This window comes from Nocardia sp. 2TAF39 (assembly GCF_052114905.1).
In the GTDB taxonomy this organism is placed as follows: Bacteria; Actinomycetota; Actinomycetes; order Mycobacteriales; family Mycobacteriaceae; genus Nocardia.
In genome coordinates, this window is sequence record NZ_JBFRFQ010000020.1 from 65,023 (window position 1) to 82,355 (window position 17,333).

Here is a 17,333-nt window from a genome sequence, read left to right on the forward strand (position 1 = left end):
AGTTCTGGTCGTGGCTGTGAGCTTCGGTCAGGGGTTTGCAGTGTGGCCGGTGTCCTGGTCGCGGTGATTTGGTCTTGCCTGTTGGTCAGTGCTAGTTGGCCAGCGTAGTGCCACGATTCATCGCTTGCGCGGTTGGGCATGTCCCAGCCGGAGTTCGGCCAGTCTGGACAAGCTCCCCGACCCGCACTGGCGGCTGCTGGACAGGCTCGCGATGGTGATCAGGGTTGGGCGGGCTTGTAGTTCGTCGAAGGCCGCGAGTGCGCGCGAATCGGACGTTTCACAGTTGCGGGCGCAAGAGGTGTTCTCCCGCGAGTTGGATCGCTTCGCGTTTGGTATACCCAGGGTGGTCCGCGACGATGAAGTGGCGGCCGATGGCGAGCGCGAACGCCAGGGTGCTGCGTGCCTCGATCTCGTCGGGGTCGGTGATGAAGGCGCCGAACATCTTCCGCAGGAACTGCATCCGCTCGTTGTCGATGCGCCGCAAGCGCGTCGCAACGGACTGATCGTGGTGGGCCCAGGCCCGGATCGCGAGATCAATCCGATGAAGGTCCTCTGAGAAGGTCAGTCGACCCGCGCGCCGGATCCTGTCGGCGGCGTCGTCACCTTCAGCGTGGGCCTGGGCGATGACCTCTTTGGTGCAGCGGCGTTCCCACTCGTCGAGCATCTCCCTGAGGAACGCGGAACGGCCATCGAAGTGTCCATAGAACCCGCCCTTCGTCACGCCGAGTTCAGTGGCGAGCGTTTCGACGCGAACTGCGTCGGGTCCTCCCCTTGCGAGGGCTTCGAGGCCCGCCTCTATCCAGCGGACTCGTGTTGTGCGGAGCACGGCAGGAATCGGCACACCTCCATTGAGCGCGTTGAATTTATACGCTATCGTACATATGAACTGTACGACACCGTATAGATGAGATGTCGAACCCTGACTCGGAAATGGGAACGAGCCTGGCGCGACCGCAGTCACGCAGAGGCGCGGAGTGCGAAGTAGAGAGGTCACGATGAACTCCAGAAAGCGGTTGCTCCGCTGGGCGAGCGGGATCATGCTCGTGCTGGGAATAGGGCACCTATCTTTGCTGGCGCTCGCCGCCTGGGCGGACATCACCGGCTGGGTGGATCGGGGGCTGTGGGCAGCCGTCCCGCTGGTGCTCGATGGAGACGCTGTTCAGACGGTGGAGTCCCTTCAGAACGAAGTCACCTTCTGGGGCGGTCCGGGAAGTTTCGCCGTGCCCCTGATTCTCTTGGGCTGCCTGACCTGGCACCTCGCTGGACGGGGGGTGGCTGTGCCCGCCGGGATCGGCTGGGGCCTCGCAGCGTGGTGTGTGTTAGGCGGCGTCCTTCTTGTGCCGTCCCCGTTCTTCGCCGGGATCATCTCCGGGGCACTCATCATCGTGGCAGCGCGAAAGGAAGATCGGCTGGTAGCAACCCAAAGCCGGGAGATGGACCCGGCGTAATTCGCCGCCACCGGCGGCCCCTGTTCTGCCAATGCCACTGGACTCGGCCGCCGGATCACCGAGCCATGCCAGAGTCGTGGACACGTAGGCATCCGACTTGGTGGGGTCATATCGGAAGTGGTGTTCCGGCTGGCCGTGAACGCTCAGTCCGGACACCGGTGCCAGCGGGACGTTGGCCTCGCGGCGGCTCAACCGCCGGTCGAGCCGATTGCTTCGAAGCGGTGGAGCAGTGCTTCGTATGCGGTGGTGGCCGCGATGTTCTCGGTCATCGATCGGTTGAACAGGGCGTCGTCGTTGTCGTCGAAACTGCGTCGGCAGTCACTGCCCGCCTGCCTAGCGATGTCGAGATACCTGGCCGAGTCGGCCTGTGTCCGGTCGTCCGGAATCGGTATGAACGCGGCTATGTCGTCGGCATCGCGGACGATCGCGGCACACAGCGGCACAAATACCGCCTCATCGATTGGTACCGTGGGCAGCCACTCGGCGGCGCGCAGGGCATCTGCGGTGGCCGTTCGTAGCCGTTCGAAGTCGTCGCGAAGCGTGTTGATCTTCTCCGAACCACCGACCTTCAGCCAGGCATCGACTTTCCGCGCGATCGTGTCCGATGTGCGCGGCGGCTCGAGGCCGAGAGCCCCGACGGCGTCGACCTCGACCTCGCCCCGGTCGTAATAGTTGATTGCGGTGTTCGCGATCAGACCGATCACCGATCCGACCGTGAGTACCACGACGAACCTGCGCACGCCCACCGATTCGCGATGCCCGAAGGACATCTCGCCGTGAGGTGCCGTCCCCGGCCGTCGACCGGCGAGCCGACGGCCGCCCTCGACGACAAGCGCCCCAAGCAGCGCGGCAACGGCCGCGACGTAGATAGCGAGGCCGAGGACGAACGGCACCTGCAATGTGACCACCGTCCAGGCTGCGCGCGGCCGCCAGTCACAGGTGTAGGCCATGACCCGCAAGGGTGCGACACATCCGTCGACAGCCGCGAAGACGAACAGGCCGACCAGACCGAACAATCCGGCACCACCCGACGCGGCCAGCGCCAGCATCATCCGGAACCGGCCCGCGGTCACGGACACCATGATTGCGGTCAGCATGAGCACGGTCCCCAGACCCGCGCTCAACCACATCGGGTAGCGGAATATCCACTCGGCGGGCCACTCCCCCGGAGGCGGCTGGTTGCGATGCAGGCCCGCCATGATCACCGCGACCGCCACGCAGCACAGCCCGCCACCGACCGCGGCACCCATCACGGCGGGCCGGACCGGCACGATGCCCTGCACAACCGTATCCCTTTCCAGTGTGTCGGTGCGGGCGCGCTCGACCCACGCGGGCGTCTGTGTCACCGCTCCGCGCACGACGGTAAGCAAGGGGAACAACCACAGGATGGATGCCCCCACCAGCACCATGGGCCTGTTGACGAGGTCTGCGACGACCCAGAACCACGCGGGACTCCCCGGCACGGACAGGTTCGACAACCGCAGCGGCCCCCTCAGCAACAGGAACAGTCCAGTCATCCAGTAGCCGTACCAGGTACCGAAGACGACCAGCGCGGCCGCGAGGCCGAATACCTGCACCGGCCGGAGCGATCGGCCCCGGCTGCCCCGGATCCATATCTCGGCACAGTGCGTGACCCACCAGGTGAAAACCGGACCACTGATCACGAAAACGATCAGGATCTCTGGATCCGGAGGCAGCAGCCGCATTCCCGCGGTGCGGAAGGACAGCAATTCGCCAACCGCCATACCCACTCCGAGCCAGACCCCGGCGGTCCAGCCCGAGGGAACCGGCCGCCCGGTGAGGACGGCGTAACCGACTGCGCGCCACAGGATGGATCCGGCGATGCCTACCACGAGCACGGCGGTCGTCCAGGTCGACAATTCGCCGACACCGCCGAGGCTTCCGGACCACTGGAAGTCGTCGAATATGATCGGTGTCTGCACGTTCGCGACCTGCGCGGTGACTCCGGTGAGAAACATCGGCAGCGCCGTGGCACCGAACACGATGCCAGGATCGGTCAGCGACCGACTCCGTTCGGACCAACCGGGGTGCGTACGCCAGAGACCGAGGAACCGTTGCGAAACAACGAATGTCGGTCGAACCAACGGTAGCCGATCCCGCCAGGCGAAGGCTGTCCGTCCGGCCAGTTGCGCGGCGTCGATATCGGCGTAGATCTCGCGGGTCCGCAGAATGTCGGCGCGAACCAGATAGGTCAACGCGACGAGGACCGCGGCCCGGATGAAGCCGCGCAGCCCCAACTGCCATTGGAGACGCCAGATTTCGGTGTCCTCGATCAACGACACGACCTGTCCGGCCAGATAGGGAAGAAGGGCGCAGATCAGAAAGGCCCGCCACAGCGCGACCGTGGCGTAGGTGATGTCGACGTCGCGATTGCGGATGTGCGCAAGTTCATGCAGGACCACATCGCGCAGCACGGCCGGGTCGGCGCCGCCGTACGCGACCAGACCGGCGTCCAGGCATACCGTGTACCTGCCCATCCGTCCGAAGACGACCGCACCGACGGTGTCGGCTCTCGGATCGATCGCGAACGCCGGTGACCTGCGCAACTCGGCGACGGCCACGAGGTCTCGCAACTGCCGTGCCAACTCGTCGGACGAGTCCAGATCCACAGACAGCAACCGGCCGCCTCGGCGCCGCCATGTCGGCACCAGCAAGTAGAGCGTCACCGCGAGTACGAACACCGCCACCGAGCCGGCGGTCGTCCACCCGACGGCTGAGCGCACGCCGTGCGCGAGGTCGCATGACTCGATGAACGCGGCACCTGTCGTCGCCTCGGCGGGGACATACGATTGCGTGGGATCGTAACCGACTGCGAGACGGCATAGTTCGAACCATTCCCAGTTGTGGCCGCGATTCCACCACGTGGTGGTGATCGACAGCAGGGACAGGCTGTCGACCGTGACGAACGACAGCAGCAACGCGAACCGAATCCCGCTGCCCGCGGCGAAAGCTCTGGCGCGGATGGGAACTGCGCCGGTTTCCGAGGTGTCCTGCCCTTCCGCGACGCGCCCGGTCAGCTCGGCGTCCTCGGATCGTCGTCCGCACCCTGCGTACTCGCGTCGGTCGGGGGATCGTCCGGATCCGGCAGCGCACCGAGGACGAGACGGCCCGCCACGGAGTCCGCGAGCAGCCGCGCGCGATCCTCATCCATTCCGCTGCGCAATGCTGTATCCAAGACCTGCGCACGCACCTCGGCGATTTGTTCGGGATCGAGCGTGGGCAGGGCCGCTACGTTCCCGGCGCGGCTGAATCGGCGATTCAGCCATTGTCGTACCGCCTTGCTGCCACTGGTGACCGCCCCGTCAGCTAACCGCGCCGCCGCTTCGTTCAGCACGATCCACACCACGGGACTCGCCAGCACGACCATCTCGTCGATGCCGAAACCGAGCAGATCGCGCCCGCTTCTGCGCCGACCGAGCACTCGCACCGCCCGCTCGTCGCCCAATCGGCGCAGGCGATCCACCAAGGGCAGCTCGTTGGCGGCGACCTCGGCGACGACATCCCGGACTACGTCGCCGACTGCAACGTATCCGTCGGGCACATCGCGGATCACCGCATCCATCGGCAGTCCCCTCCGGTAGATCGCTTGAACGCCTGGTTCGAAATCCCGAATGCCTCTCCCTAGGCGAGCCTCAGCTCACCGCGGGTACCAGCTCGGTCGACTCTGCCCGCAACCAGGAAAGTTTGCACGAAATCCTGAAAACGGCACCGGACCAACCTGTTTGGAGATCATAGCAGCTGGATCAAAGACCATGGATACCCCCGAAGCCGCATGAGATACGAGTGCCAGTCGGTCCGTGACCTGCGGATATGCTGGGCACGAACGGAGCGGCATAACGGCCGGACCGAAGTGCCCCTGCACCAGTGGGTGCCAGGGACGCCGTCCGACCCGAGTAGCCACGTTCGCACATGCCGGTGCAGTTCAATGGCAAGAACGTCTCAGTGAGGACGTGAACGGGTAGCTGCCCGCTGACGGTTGCGGATCGGCCCAAGTGAGCGGGCTCGGGCGGATCGGGGCAGGGGCTGCCCTATGTTTGCCACACGGAATTACCGTGGGGCAAACATCCGCTGTAAGCTGTGCAGCTCTTGACCTGCATCCTGGAAGTGCAGCGATTCGAGCACCCGGGCATCGTAATCGGTTCGCTGTCGGACGGGCCTTTTATGCAAGATGGCCCGGCCTCCGAGTGGTGCTGGACGGCCGGCTTCACGAAGTTGGTCGTATGGCTCAGAGGTACGCTGAAGTTGCGACAGGTTTGTTGGCGGATTTCTGTGCACGATCCGCGCACTCGCACCGGTGGCGGGGCAGTGTCCGGCCGCATACCTGCCAGGCATGAGGATGGCTGGGAAATTCGCGCGCCGACGATAGCGTCGACTGTCTGGCCTGGCTAAAGCAACTAGTGTGGGGCTACCCGCTCGGGCGGGGGTTGGAATGCAAGCAAGTGCACCGTTTGCCAGTCGAGTGGTCACGGGACGGCACAATGGATGACATGTCAGTGGGTGGCGGGGACGCCACTTGTCCAGCGGAGGCGTTCGGACGCTATCGGCTTCTGTCCCTGCTGGGGCAGGGCGGCATGGGCCAGGTGTGGCGGGCGCATGATTCGCTGACCAACCGGGTGGTGGCGCTCAAGGTGTTGCCCGAGCGCTTCGCCGATGACGAGCAGCTGCGTGAGCGGTTCCGCCGGGAGTGCCGGGCGGTGGCGCAGTTGACCGAGCCGCATGTGATCCCCATCCACGACTTCGGCGACATCGATGGTCGGCTCTATCTGAATATGCGCTTGATCGAGGGCACCGACCTGCGCAAGGTGATCACGCGAGAAGGGGCCTTGTCGCCGCAGCGGGCAGTGGCGATCATCGCACAGGTGGCCGGCGCGCTGCAGGCGGCCCACGACGCCGGGCTGGTCCACCGCGATGTCAAACCCACCAACATCCTGCTAGGGGCCGATGAGTTCGCCTCCCTGATCGACTTCGGGATCGCCCACGCCGCCGACGACCGTACGCTGACCACGATCGGCGAGACCATCGGCACCATCGCCTACATGGCGCCGGAGGAGATCGGCTCGGAGATCAAGGCCGATGCCCGGGTGGACGTATACGCGTTGACGTGCGTGCTGTATGAGTGCCTGACCGGCCGGCCGCCGTTTGCGAGCGCAGCGGGGGTGCAGGGTGTGATCTCCCATCACCTGCACACCCCGCCGCCGCGTCCCAGCGCCACTACACCTGATGTACCGTCTGCGTTCGATGCGGTCATCGCCAAGGGAATGGCCAAAGACCCCGACAAGCGTTACCAGACCGTGCGTGAGCTGGCCGCGGCGGCCTGCGCCGTGGTAGACGATTCCGCGGTCGGCACCACCGGGGGCGTGGCTGCGCGCCATGTGCGGCGAATCAGATTGTCGCCCAAGACCGCCGGGCTGCTCGCCGCCGCGGTCGCGGTTACGGTGGCGGCCGCCGTAGCTGTCTTCATCGGTGTCCAACGGGAATCAGGCGGCGGTGGCAACTCGGCCACACCTATCGGCTCGGGCTACTCGTCACAGATTCCGCTGCCGTTCACCGACGTCGGCCTGCTCACCGATGTGGCGGTCGACCCGGCGGGCAACGTATACGTCACCGACATGGGTAACGATCGGGTGATGGAATTGGCGGCGGGCGCGTCGACGCCGACCCCGCTGCCGTTCACTGGCCTGAATAACCCCCAGGGTGTGGCGGCCGACCCGGCGGGCAACGTATACGTCACCGACACGAGTAACGATCGGGTGGTGAAATTGGCGGCGGGCGCGTCGACGGCGACCCCGCTGCCGTTCACCGGGCTCAAAGATCCCCAGGGTGTGGCCGTCGACACGGCGGGAGACGTGTACGTCGGCGACCGGGGTAATGATCGTGTGCTGAGGTTGGCGGCGGGCGCGTCGGCGCCGACGACGCTGCCGTTCACGGGGCTCCAAGATCCCCAGGGTGTGGCGGTCGACGCTGCGGGCAACGTATACGTCACCGAATTGAGTACCGAGCGGGTGCTGAGGTTGGCGGCGGGCGCGTCGGCGCCGACCACGTTGCCGGTCACTGGGCTCAAAGATCCCCAGGGTATGGCGGTCGACCCGGCGGGAGACTTGTACGTCGTCGACTGGGGCAGCAAATGGGTGGTGAGGTTGGCGGCGGGCGCGTCGACACCGACTCCGCTGCCGTTCACCGGCCTGAAGAATCCCCAGGGTGTGGCGGTCGACACTGCGGGCAACGTATACGTCACCGACCTGGGCTCCAATCCGGTGGTGAAACTCTCGGTCGGCTGAACCCTTGTTCCGCGTACTCGGGTTCTAGCGGTCGTCGCAACATCCCGAACCTGGAGCGGTGCATGACTCATCGCTTCGCTGTGCGTGCGAGCGGATGTGTGAGTGCTCGGGAATCTGGGGTGGCAGCGGTCGATGGTGCGGCCCCGTGCTGGTGGCAGGCGGCTTGGCTGGAATGGTCACGTGCTCCACGTTTGCTCCACGTAATGCGCATGGAGCAGAAGGTCGGGCGTAGAAAACCCTTGTCCAGCTGGTACTTCTTCGGTGGGCCTCACGCTCTACAACCCGAACTCGCTGACGGTCGAAGGGCCAGCGATCCCGAGAAACAGGTCGTCGACAAGCCGGAAAGGCTCACCGAGGGCAGTTGGCGCCGCAATGATCGCAATGCCGAACACTAGTCCGGACAAGAAGACTTCAACCCTTGGGTACCGGGACGAGATCGGCAAAAATTCCAGTACTGACTAGATGCGGCCCAGGTCCGGCCTGCGCGCACGGGTCGGCAAGGCATCGGATCATCACCGTGTCGGAGCGCCGGTTCTGCAGCTGTTGGTGTTGCAGCACCATGATTGCTGCCACGGGTGTTCCAGACGGGTTGGTCAGATGGACGAGAGCGGGCAAGACGGTGCTGGGGGACGGGATGTGCCATACACATAGCCAGCATTCCGGGCGGTCGAGCAAGGTGGTGTAGTCGTCGGCGGCGATCGTCATGAGCAAGAAGGGGCGGGCTGCGCCGGTCGGGTGCCGCCGGTCGCGTGCAGGACGTCGAGGGCCTGTATGAACAATGGCTCGATGCCAGCAGTGGTTGATTCGACCCAGCAACGTAGCCATTGCTCGGCAAGGTCGATCACGTACGAGGAGACGACGATGCTCGGCAGCGGCGGCCGGCGAGTGGTCGCGATGAGGGCGGATAGATCGGCGGGTGCACCTCGGTGTCGATCGTCAGCGCGACCTCGGGGTTGCGCCGCAGGGCGGGCAGCTTCGGGGCGTTCTTCGTGGTGCAGACGACGAGCTCCGAGCCGTTTCAGGTGAATGCGATCGGGACGGTGCGGGGGTGTGCCGTCCTTGGCGACGTAGGCCATGCGGAGCAGGTCGCGAGCCAGGAGCTCCTGGCTGATCGGAAGGTTCAGGATCGCGGTGATCTCGTTCGGTTGCATGGTGGTCGCTTCTTCGTCGGCGTCGTCGAGGCCCGTTCGGCTGCTCGTACCCCTGGGACGGAGCCGCCCGAGCGTTCTCGACATCGACAGCGCATGAATTTCCGGGTTCTTTTATGGACCCGATCGTCGCGGCGCCTGAAGATCAGCTCACGAAGCTGTGTGGAATTCGCTCCAGCCCGCGGTGCACAGGTTGACTGTGAGTGTCGCAGAAGCTGTGCCATCTCCGGCATCGCATCTGAAGGGTGCACAGCGGTGAGATCACGGGTGGTTGCGGCGCGGCCTGGCGGGTATCTCGGTCGTGTCCGTCTGTCGAGGATCGGATTACGGGTGAGGTGTCCCCGCATCACGAACCGCGTCCGCGGCGGCATGAGCGGGTATTTGCCTGGTGCTGAGTTTGTTGCGTGTCAGCGCCGTCCCCGGAAGGTGCGGCGCAGGTCGTCGGTCCAGTGGTCGGGGATTTCCCAGGGAATGAAGTGGCCGCCGTGGTCGTGGACGGTGAGGTTGACGTGGTTGTACCACTGGGCGCGGTCGCTGGCGCGGAAGTGTTCGATGCGTTGGGCGGTGCTGATGCCGGGTGGGTTCTCGTAGCCCACGAAGGTGATGCCGGTGGGGGCCTGCACTATCGGGAGACGGTCGTGGGAAGCCGTCCAGGGGTAGCGGTTGTGGTTGGCGTAAAGGCGTATCGAGGTGCCGATGGTGTTGGTGGCCCAGTAGATCGTGGCGTGCGTGAGGAGATCGTCTCTGCTGAACACGGTTTCGATGTCGCCGCCGTTGTCGCTCCATTTGAACCAACGTTCCAGGATCCATGCCAGCATGCCCGCCGGGGAATCGGACAGGGCGTGGGCGAGGGTGCTGGGGGCGAGGAGGTGTGCGGCCAGGTGGACGGCGAAACGCTTGTCCAGCTCCACGATTCGTGCGCGTACCTCCGCGGGCAGGCCGTCGGGAATCGGAAGTCCGCCGCTGAAGTCCCAGGCACGATCGCCATTGAACAGCGTGAGTTTCAGTCCGGATCCGATGTGGATGGCATACAACTCGTCGGCGTACTTGTGGCCGAGCTGCGCGGTGACCAGCGCGCCCACGTCGCAGCCGGCGGCACCGTATTTCTCGTAGCCCAGAACGTCGGTCATGAGCGTGTGCCAGAGGTCGGCGACCTTCCAGAAGTTCACATCCGGGCGGTTCGCCAGCGGGCTGGAGAACCCGAAGCCGGGAAACGAGGGCACGATCACGTCGAACGCCTCGGCCGGATCACCGCCGTGCGCCCCCGGATCCGCCAGCAAGTCGGCGACCTTGGACCAATGCCAGAACGTCCAGGGCCAGCCATGTGTCAGAATCAGCGGCGTCGGATCCGGCCCGACGCCGGGCCTGCGCATGAAATGCACTGGTACACGGTCGATTTCGACCTTGAAATGCTGGTAGGTGTTGATCTCGGCTTCGGCTGCGCGCCAGTCGTATCCGCTGCGCCAGTAGTCCACGAGCTCCTGGAGGTAGCCGCGAGGTACGCCGTAATACCAGTCTTCATTGCCGACATCGTCGGGCAGGCGGGTCAGATCCAGGCGCTGCCGCAGATCGGTGAGCACGCTGTCGGGGACGTGAATCTTCGTCGGCGTCAAGGGGGACGGTCGGGCATCGTGGGTTCTGTCGCTCATCTGGCCTCCTGCGCCGTTCGGGCGTCCTATTTTACATAAATAGCTTATTTAAGCAATTTTTATAAGTTCCGTATAGAGTTACTTGTGTGGACGACATCGACGATTTCGACGTGGACGCCTTCGCCGCGGTAATCGAGGACTTCAACCGCGTCTACATCCGCATCCCGGTGCGGGAGAAGCTGCCGTTCACCACACTGTCGGTGCTCGACACCCTGGCTCACCGGGGACCGGCGCGGCTGACCGATCTGACCGAGACCGAGCAGCTGACCCAGCCGGGCATCACTCAACTCATCACGCGCTTGGAGCGCGACGGGCTGGTGCTGCGCCGCCGTGACCCTGGCGACGGACGGGCCGTGATCGTGCACCTCACCGACGCGGGCCGGCAGGTGCGGCAAAACCGCCACGACGACCGGGTCCGGCACCTGGTTCCGATGGTCTCCGAGTTGAGCCCCGCCCACCGTCGGGCACTCTCCGCCGCGCTGCCCGCCCTCACCCGGCTCGCCCAGCTGGAGCGAGAGCGCTGACACGCAGGATCTCCCCGGCGACATACCGCTCGCTCATGGAGCCATGAGCACAATGGTCCAGGCGACTTGCTGGGCCTGCGGCTGCAGTCAGGTGCCCGAGGTGATCGATCAGCTACCAACTCCGTACTGGAAGTTTCGGCTACCCGGATAGGGAGGCCAGCCGAGGTAAATCGGAAGGGTCGCCGTAGAGCGGGACGGAGGGCCGGTCGACGCACCGCATCGCGCACATCGTGTCCCGCGCGCCTCTGCGCCGGTCGTCGTCGGTGTCGACGACACGCCCGCCGCCGACGCAGCCGTGATCTGGGCCGCCGCGACGGCCGCGGGACGAGGGCGTGGGTTGGTGGTCACGCACGGAATGGATCTCGCCGGTTCCGCTGCCGGGTTGGTCGGCTTCGGGAGTGTGGACGTCGTGCACCGGATCGGCGCGGAGATCGTCACGTCTGCGGCGGAACTGGCCGCGCGCCGCGCGTACCGCCCCGGGGGTGCCGATCGACACCGAGGTGAGCGCGGCGAAACCAAGCGATCTGCTAGTGGCGCGTTCCGCGTCCGCGCACCTCATTGTGGTTGGCGGTCCGGTCGATCGGACAGGCTTGGGACGGCTCGGCTCGACAATGCATGCGGTTACCGCCCGCGCGGATGGTTCGGTGGTGGTGGTACGAGCAGATTCCGGGCAGCAGCCCTCCGGGCCGGTGGTCGTCAGGGTTGACGGCACCCGGTGAGCGATGCCGCTGTCGAGGCCGCCTTTCGGGAGGCCGCGTTGCGGAAAACGGACCTGGTGGCCGTGTATGCCTGGTCCGATCCCCCCGCGGGACGGTTCACCCGGCTGCTGGAGAGTGTGGAGGGCTCCTTCGATATCGCTGCCGTCGAGCAGACCGTCCTCGCCGAGCGACTGGCTGGTCGGTGGGAGCGGTTTCCCGAGGTCGTAGTGCGACGCGAGGTTTCCCGCGGCATACCGCGCGAACGGTTGCTCGAGTGGTCGCGTGCGGCGCGGCTGCTGGTCGTCGGCAGCCGCGGCCGCGGCGTCCTAGCGGGCATGCTGCTCGGGCCCACCGGCAGCATGCTGGTCCACCGGGCCGAATGCCCGGTGATGGTCGTGCATCCCCCGGACCGGACGGGGTGAGATGAGGGAGCGTAGTGACGCCTGCTCCGCGGGCGGTGTCGTGCGTACCCCGCCGAGAACACGGCCAACCGACCCTTAGCGCGACTTTTCGCGTCACTGGACCCTATGTGCCGTGACACCAACTTCACGAGATAGCACACCTGACGGGGTCGGTGGTCTTCTTGGCCGCAACGCGAAGCGGAAAGGCTGCACTTGCATCGACCTGCCCCACGTTTTGTTTCATGGGATGTCCGTGGAGCAACGGACATCGAGGGCCGAAGCTGCCTCTACCTGCATCTTCATCGGTGGGCGCAGAGGGGATCGAACCCCCGACCGCTGGTGTGTAAAACCAGTGCTCTACCGCTGAGCTATACGCCCGGATCGTTGCCGACGGTCTATGAATCTAGCGCGGCGAGTGCTTTCTCCCAAGCCGCCTGGTCACGGGGCTCGCCGGGGCCGTTCATCTCGGCGAAACGGATGCAGCCCTCGCGGTCGACGACGAACGTGCCGCGGTTGGGATAGCCGGATTTCTCGTTGAAGACGCCGTAGGCGTGAGCCACCGCGCCGTGTGGCCAGAAGTCCGACAGCAGCGGGAAGGTGTAGCCCTGTTCGGCGGCCCAGATCTTGTGCGTGGGCGGCGGGCCGACCGAGATCGCGAGGATTTCCGCGTCGTCGTTCTGGAACTTCGGCAGCTCGTCGCGTACCTTGCACAACTCACCCTGGCAGATTCCGGTGAACGCGAGCGGGTAGAACACGATGAGCACGTTCTTCTTGCCGCGGAAATCCGACAGGGTGACGTTCTGGTTGTTCTGGTCCCTCAGCGTGAAATCCGGGGCAACAGTGCCGACCTCGAGTGGCATCGCAAGTCCTCCATCGTGTCGGGTTTTCACCGGGCGGCCGTGCGAGACCGCCCGGTGAAACCATAGCGAAGTGGGTCAGCGCTGCTTCGAGGGCGCCTTGGGCTGCACCAGACGACTACCCGTCCAGGTGCCGAGGTTGATCGCCGAGGTCTGGGTCAGACCGGCGGTAGGTGCGGATTCTGCTATTTCGCTCGGCTCCACATGGCCCGGCTGCCCAGTTTTGGGTGTGAGTACCCAGACGAAACCGTCGTCGGCGAGCGGGCTGATCGCGTCCATCAACGCGTCCACCAGATCACCGTCCCCGTCGCGCCACCACAGCAGCACAACGTCGACGACCTCGTCGGAATCCTCGTCGACGAGTTCGCCGCCGATCGAGTCCTCGACGTCGGCCCTCAGGTCGTCGTCGACGTCCTCGTCCCAACCCAATTCCTGGACAACCAAGCCGTGTGTGATGCCAAGCTTCTGAGCGTAGTTCTGCGCGTCCGCCGCGGCGACCACGGTGGTGTCCTCCTCAACTCCCGACAGTAGTTAGTTGCAAGCGAACATGGTTATGGGCTTCAGCGCAAGCTGATCCGGCGAAATAGGCACCGAATGTCGCGTTGTACCGATGTGTCACCCGCCGTTTCAGCGTTTGGGACAGGAGTCGCGGACGACGTTGCGCGCGTCGTTCACCCGCCTGCTCGCGTCGTTGAGCGCGCTGACCGGGGCGGTGTAGGTCATCTTGCGCGTCTCGTCGGCCAGCGCGCGCGCCGCGTTCACGTATTCGGTGAATTTCGCGGCCAGATCCGGCGGCAGCGTGTCCTTGGCGGCGCTCACGCCGCGCTCCACCGTGTTCGCGGCGTCCTCCAGGGTGGACACGGCCGCATCCCGCTTGGCGCCGTAGTCGGGCGCGTTCGAATCATGCGCATCGACGAATTCGTTGTACTTCGAGACGCCGGCACCGGTAGTGGTGGGGAACGGGCCGCAGTTGTCGGAGATCGCCTTGGCCTGCGCTGCCGCCCGCCGCGAGGACGTCGCCGCCGCCGACGAGGACGCCGCCTCGGTTTTGTACGCCGCCAGGTCGCTCGGGTTCGGACTCGGCGTACCCTCGACCCGATTCGCACATCCCGCGACGACCAACCCGATCGCGACCGCGCCGGTCGCGCACACCATTCCGAACCCACGTGGGTCCAGCAGCTTCATCGTCCTCCCCGCTCCTCACGGCTCCCACGGCTCGACACCTTGCCTGTCGAACGGTACTGGATTTCCGGCTGACATGATGACCTGGGACGCGCCATCGGGAAGGATGGGTGGTGCGCCCGAACCTGACGTGAACGGGCGGTCCGCCGACCACGCGTGTCCGCCCGGGGATACCGACGCCATCAGCATGTCCACCCCTGTACGAGGAGCAGATTTGACCGACCTGATCCACTCTTCCGCTCCAGCGAAATCCGCTGGCACCAACTCCGCCACCGCCGCGAGTGGCGATCCGAACGGATCGCACCTTCCGCAGGCCGGCGGACGGGTGCGGGTGATCCGCGAAGGGGTGGCGTCCTACCTACCGGACATCGACCCGGAGGAAACCAGCGAATGGCTCGAGTCGTTCGATGAGATGCTCGATCGAGAAGGCCCTGGTCGTGCGCGTTACCTCATGCTCCGCCTGTTGGAGCGGGCCGGTGAACGTCGTGTCGCCATTCCGTCTCTCACCTCCACCGACTACGTCAACACCATCCCCACCGAGAACGAGCCGTGGTTCCCCGGCGACGAAGAGGTGGAGCGGCGCTTCCGCGCCTGGATCCGCTGGAACGCCGCGATCATGGTGCATCGCGCCCAGCGCCCCGGTATCGGTGTCGGCGGGCACATCTCGACCTACGCGTCCTCGGCGGCGCTCTACGAGGTCGGCTTCAACCACTTCTTCCGCGGCAAGGATCACCCGGGCGGCGGCGATTCGATCTTCATCCAGGGTCACGCCTCCCCGGGCATCTACGCCCGCGCGTTCCTGGAGGGCAGGCTTTCGGCCGATCAGCTCGACGGGTTCCGGCAGGAGTACAGCCACGGCGGCCCTGGCCACGGGCTGCCGTCCTACCCGCATCCGCGGTTGCTGAGCAACTTCTGGGAGTTCCCGACGGTGTCGATGGGCCTCGGCCCGATGAACGCCATCTACCAGGCGCGGTTCAACCACTACCTGCACGATCGCGGCATCAAGGACACCTCCGACCAGCACGTCTGGGCATTCCTCGGCGACGGCGAGATGGACGAGCCGGAGTCGCGCGGTCTCGCGCACGTGGCGGCCATGGAGGGCCTGGACAACCTCACCTTCGTGGTCAACTGCAATCTGCAGCGCCTCGACGGTCCGGTGCGCGGCAACGGCAAGATCATCCAGGAGCTCGAGTCGTTCTTCCGAGGCGCGGGCTGGAACGTCATCAAGGTGATCTGGGGTCGAGAGTGGGACGCGCTGCTCGGCGCCGACCGCGACGGCGCGCTGGTGAACCTGATGAACAGCACCCCCGACGGCGATTACCAGACCTACAAGGCCAACGACGGCGCCTACGTTCGCGATCACTTCTTCGGCCGCGACCCACGCACCAAGGCGCTCGTGCACGATCTGACGGACCAGGAGATCTGGAACCTCAAGCGCGGCGGCCACGACTACCGCAAGGTGTACGCCGCCTACGCGGCCGCCATGGCGCACAAGGGCCAGCCGACGGTGATCCTCGCCAAGACCATCAAGGGCTACACCCTCGGCAAGCACTTCGAGGGCCGCAACGCCACGCACCAGATGAAGAAGCTCACCCTGCAGGACCTCAAGGACTTCCGTGACCTGCAGCGGATTCCGATCAGCGATGCCGAGCTGGAGAAGGATCCGTACCTGCCCCCGTACTACCACCCGGGCATGGCGGCGCGTGAGGTCCAGTACATGCTCGACCGGCGTACCGCACTGGGCGGGTTCCTGCCTGAGCGGCGGACTGCGGCAAAGCCGCTGCAACTTCCGGGCGACGAGGCGTACCGGTCGGTGCGCAAGGGCTCGGGCAAGCAGAACGTGGCGACCACGATGGCGCTGGTGCGGCTGATGAAGGAGCTGCTGCGGGACAAGGAGATCGGCAAGCGGATCGTCCCGATCATCCCCGACGAGGCACGTACCTTCGGTATGGACTCGTGGTTCCCTTCGTTGAAGATCTACAACCGCAACGGGCAGTTGTACACGTCCGTCGACGCCGAATTGATGCTTGCCTACAAAGAGAGCGCCGTCGGGCAGATCCTGCACGAAGGCATCAACGAAGCGGGATCGACCGCGTCGTTCACCGCGGCGGGCACCTCGTACGCCACGCACGGCGAGCCGATGATCCCGCTGTACATCTTCTACTCGATGTTCGGCTTCCAGCGCACGGGCGACGGACTGTGGGCGGCCGCGGACCAGCTTGCCCGTGGGTTCGTGCTCGGAGCAACCGCGGGGCGAACCACGCTGACCGGTGAGGGCCTGCAGCACAACGACGGACACTCGCTGCTGCTCGCCTCGACCAACCCGGCCGTGGTGACCTACGACCCGGCGTTCGCGTTCGAGATCGCACACATCGTGCGCGACGGCCTACGCCGGATGTACGGCGGCGGCACGCCGCCGCAGGGTGCGGTGGCGCTGCCCGGCACCCATCCGCACGGCAGCGCGGGCGAGTTCGGCGGCGAGGACATCTTCTACTACATCACCCTCTACAACGAGCCGTACCAGCAGCCCGCCGAGCCGGAAGGCCTGGACATTCCCGGTCTACTCGAGGGCATCTACCTGTACAAGCGCGGGGGAGAGGGCGCGGTGCGCGCTCAGATCCTGGTCTCCGGAGTCACCGTGCCGGACGGCCTGCGCGCGCAGGCGCTGCTCGCCGAGGAATGGGGTGTGCAGGCGGACGTCTGGTCGGTGACTTCGTGGGGCGAGTTGCGCAAGGAGGCGCTGGACAAGGAAATCGCCGCGCTGCGCAACCCAGGCACCGATCCGGGCGTCCCATACGTCACCGAGGCGCTGTCGCGGGTCGAGGGCCCGTACGTCGCCGCGACCGACTGGATGCGTGCCGTGCCCGATCAAGTCCGCAAGTGGGTGCCCGGCGACTTCACCACGCTCGGCACGGACGGTTTCGGTTTCTCCGACACTCGCCCCGCCGCGCGACGGGTGTTCAACGTCGACGCACAGTCCATCGTGGTCGCCGCGCTGGCGGGTCTCGGACGGACGGGCAAGATCGACCCCGCCAAGGCCGTCGAGGCCGCGGCGAAGTACCGGATCGATGATGTGGACGCCGCGCCGAAGCCCGCGGCAAGCGCCGAAGAAGAACTCGCGTAGCGG

Annotated in this window: 16 protein-coding genes and 1 tRNA gene; 6 read left to right on the forward strand and 11 right to left on the reverse strand. The window is 65.8% G+C overall.

What is annotated here, in order from left to right:
* Positions 1-277: 277 nt before the first annotated feature.
* Complete coding sequence (locus AB4Z47_RS15220) at positions 278-883, reverse strand: TetR/AcrR family transcriptional regulator (protein ID WP_441951403.1); 606 nt, start codon at positions 881-883, stop codon at positions 278-280.
* A gap of 112 nt (positions 884-995) precedes the next feature.
* Here AB4Z47_RS15220 and AB4Z47_RS15225 point away from each other — a divergent pair, with 112 nt between their 5' ends.
* On the forward strand, positions 996-1,448 hold the full coding sequence (locus AB4Z47_RS15225) for a DUF6463 family protein (RefSeq protein ID WP_441951332.1): 453 nt from the start codon (positions 996-998) through the stop codon (positions 1,446-1,448).
* 188 nt (positions 1,449-1,636) lie between these two features.
* Here the strand turns inward: AB4Z47_RS15225 and AB4Z47_RS15230 are convergent, their stop codons facing one another.
* Both AB4Z47_RS15230 and AB4Z47_RS15235 read right to left on the reverse strand, forming a co-directional pair.
* Entirely contained in the window at positions 1,637-4,387 is a 2,751-nt protein-coding gene (locus tag AB4Z47_RS15230) for a M56 family metallopeptidase (RefSeq protein WP_441951333.1), read from the reverse strand.
* 95 nt (positions 4,388-4,482) lie between these two features.
* Positions 4,483-5,031, reverse strand: coding sequence for a hypothetical protein (locus tag AB4Z47_RS15235; RefSeq protein WP_441951335.1), 549 nt, complete (start codon positions 5,029-5,031; stop codon positions 4,483-4,485).
* A gap of 925 nt (positions 5,032-5,956) precedes the next feature.
* Between AB4Z47_RS15235 and AB4Z47_RS15240 the strand changes: the two genes are divergently transcribed.
* Positions 5,957-7,747, forward strand: coding sequence for a serine/threonine-protein kinase PknD (locus AB4Z47_RS15240; RefSeq protein ID WP_441951337.1), 1,791 nt, complete (start codon positions 5,957-5,959; stop codon positions 7,745-7,747).
* A 411-nt stretch (positions 7,748-8,158) separates the two neighbouring features.
* Here AB4Z47_RS15240 and AB4Z47_RS15245 read toward each other — a convergent pair whose 3' ends face one another.
* From AB4Z47_RS15245 to AB4Z47_RS15255, 3 genes are all read right to left on the reverse strand, one after another.
* Positions 8,159-8,452, reverse strand: coding sequence for a hypothetical protein (locus AB4Z47_RS15245; protein ID WP_441951339.1), 294 nt, complete (start codon positions 8,450-8,452; stop codon positions 8,159-8,161).
* Positions 8,449-8,898 (reverse strand): hypothetical protein, encoded by a 450-nt coding sequence (locus AB4Z47_RS15250; RefSeq protein WP_441951340.1) that lies wholly within the window; start codon positions 8,896-8,898, stop codon positions 8,449-8,451. Before AB4Z47_RS15250 ends, AB4Z47_RS15245 begins: the two co-directional genes overlap by 4 nt.
* Positions 8,899-9,302: 404 nt before the next feature.
* On the reverse strand, positions 9,303-10,544 hold the full coding sequence (locus AB4Z47_RS15255) for an epoxide hydrolase family protein (protein WP_441951342.1): 1,242 nt from the start codon (positions 10,542-10,544) through the stop codon (positions 9,303-9,305).
* 86 nt (positions 10,545-10,630) lie between these two features.
* On the opposite strand from AB4Z47_RS15255, the gene AB4Z47_RS15260 reads away from it, so the two are divergent.
* Positions 10,631-11,068, forward strand: a complete 438-nt coding sequence (locus AB4Z47_RS15260) for a MarR family winged helix-turn-helix transcriptional regulator (protein ID WP_441951344.1) — start codon at positions 10,631-10,633, stop codon at positions 11,066-11,068.
* 139 nt (positions 11,069-11,207) lie between these two features.
* Here the strand turns inward: AB4Z47_RS15260 and AB4Z47_RS15265 are convergent, their stop codons facing one another.
* Positions 11,208-11,564 carry a hypothetical protein gene (locus AB4Z47_RS15265; protein WP_441951346.1) on the reverse strand — a complete coding sequence of 119 codons (357 nt, stop codon included), beginning with the start codon at positions 11,562-11,564 and terminating at the stop codon, positions 11,208-11,210.
* Between the two features lie 4 nt (positions 11,565-11,568).
* Here AB4Z47_RS15265 and AB4Z47_RS15270 point away from each other — a divergent pair, with 4 nt between their 5' ends.
* On the forward strand, positions 11,569-11,787 hold the full coding sequence (locus AB4Z47_RS15270; protein ID WP_441951405.1) for a universal stress protein: 219 nt from the start codon (positions 11,569-11,571) through the stop codon (positions 11,785-11,787).
* Complete coding sequence (locus AB4Z47_RS15275) at positions 11,784-12,188, forward strand: universal stress protein (RefSeq protein ID WP_441951347.1); 405 nt, start codon at positions 11,784-11,786, stop codon at positions 12,186-12,188. The genes AB4Z47_RS15270 and AB4Z47_RS15275 overlap by 4 nt, the downstream gene beginning before the upstream one ends.
* Before the next feature lie 285 nt (positions 12,189-12,473).
* On the opposite strand, the gene AB4Z47_RS15280 is transcribed toward AB4Z47_RS15275, so the two are convergent.
* The 4 genes from AB4Z47_RS15280 to AB4Z47_RS15295 all read right to left on the reverse strand — a co-directional run bounded on the left by AB4Z47_RS15280 (position 12,474) and on the right by AB4Z47_RS15295 (position 14,209).
* Positions 12,474-12,545, reverse strand: a tRNA-Val gene (locus AB4Z47_RS15280).
* Positions 12,546-12,562: 17 nt separating this feature from the next.
* Positions 12,563-13,027: a peroxiredoxin gene (locus AB4Z47_RS15285; protein ID WP_441951348.1), complete on the reverse strand. Its 465-nt coding sequence runs from the start codon at positions 13,025-13,027 to the stop codon at positions 12,563-12,565.
* 75 nt (positions 13,028-13,102) lie between these two features.
* The gene (locus AB4Z47_RS15290) at positions 13,103-13,525 is read right to left on the reverse strand and encodes a DUF3052 domain-containing protein (protein ID WP_441951350.1); all 423 of its coding nucleotides are present in this window, start codon (positions 13,523-13,525) and stop codon (positions 13,103-13,105) included.
* Between the two features lie 126 nt (positions 13,526-13,651).
* Positions 13,652-14,209 carry a hypothetical protein gene (locus AB4Z47_RS15295; protein WP_441951352.1) on the reverse strand — a complete coding sequence of 186 codons (558 nt, stop codon included), beginning with the start codon at positions 14,207-14,209 and terminating at the stop codon, positions 13,652-13,654.
* A 184-nt stretch (positions 14,210-14,393) separates the two neighbouring features.
* On the opposite strand from AB4Z47_RS15295, the gene aceE reads away from it, so the two are divergent.
* A complete protein-coding gene (gene aceE / locus AB4Z47_RS15300) occupies positions 14,394-17,330 on the forward strand; it encodes a pyruvate dehydrogenase (acetyl-transferring), homodimeric type (protein ID WP_441951354.1) in 2,937 nt (978 codons plus the stop codon).
* The last annotated feature ends 3 nt before the right edge of the window (positions 17,331-17,333 follow it).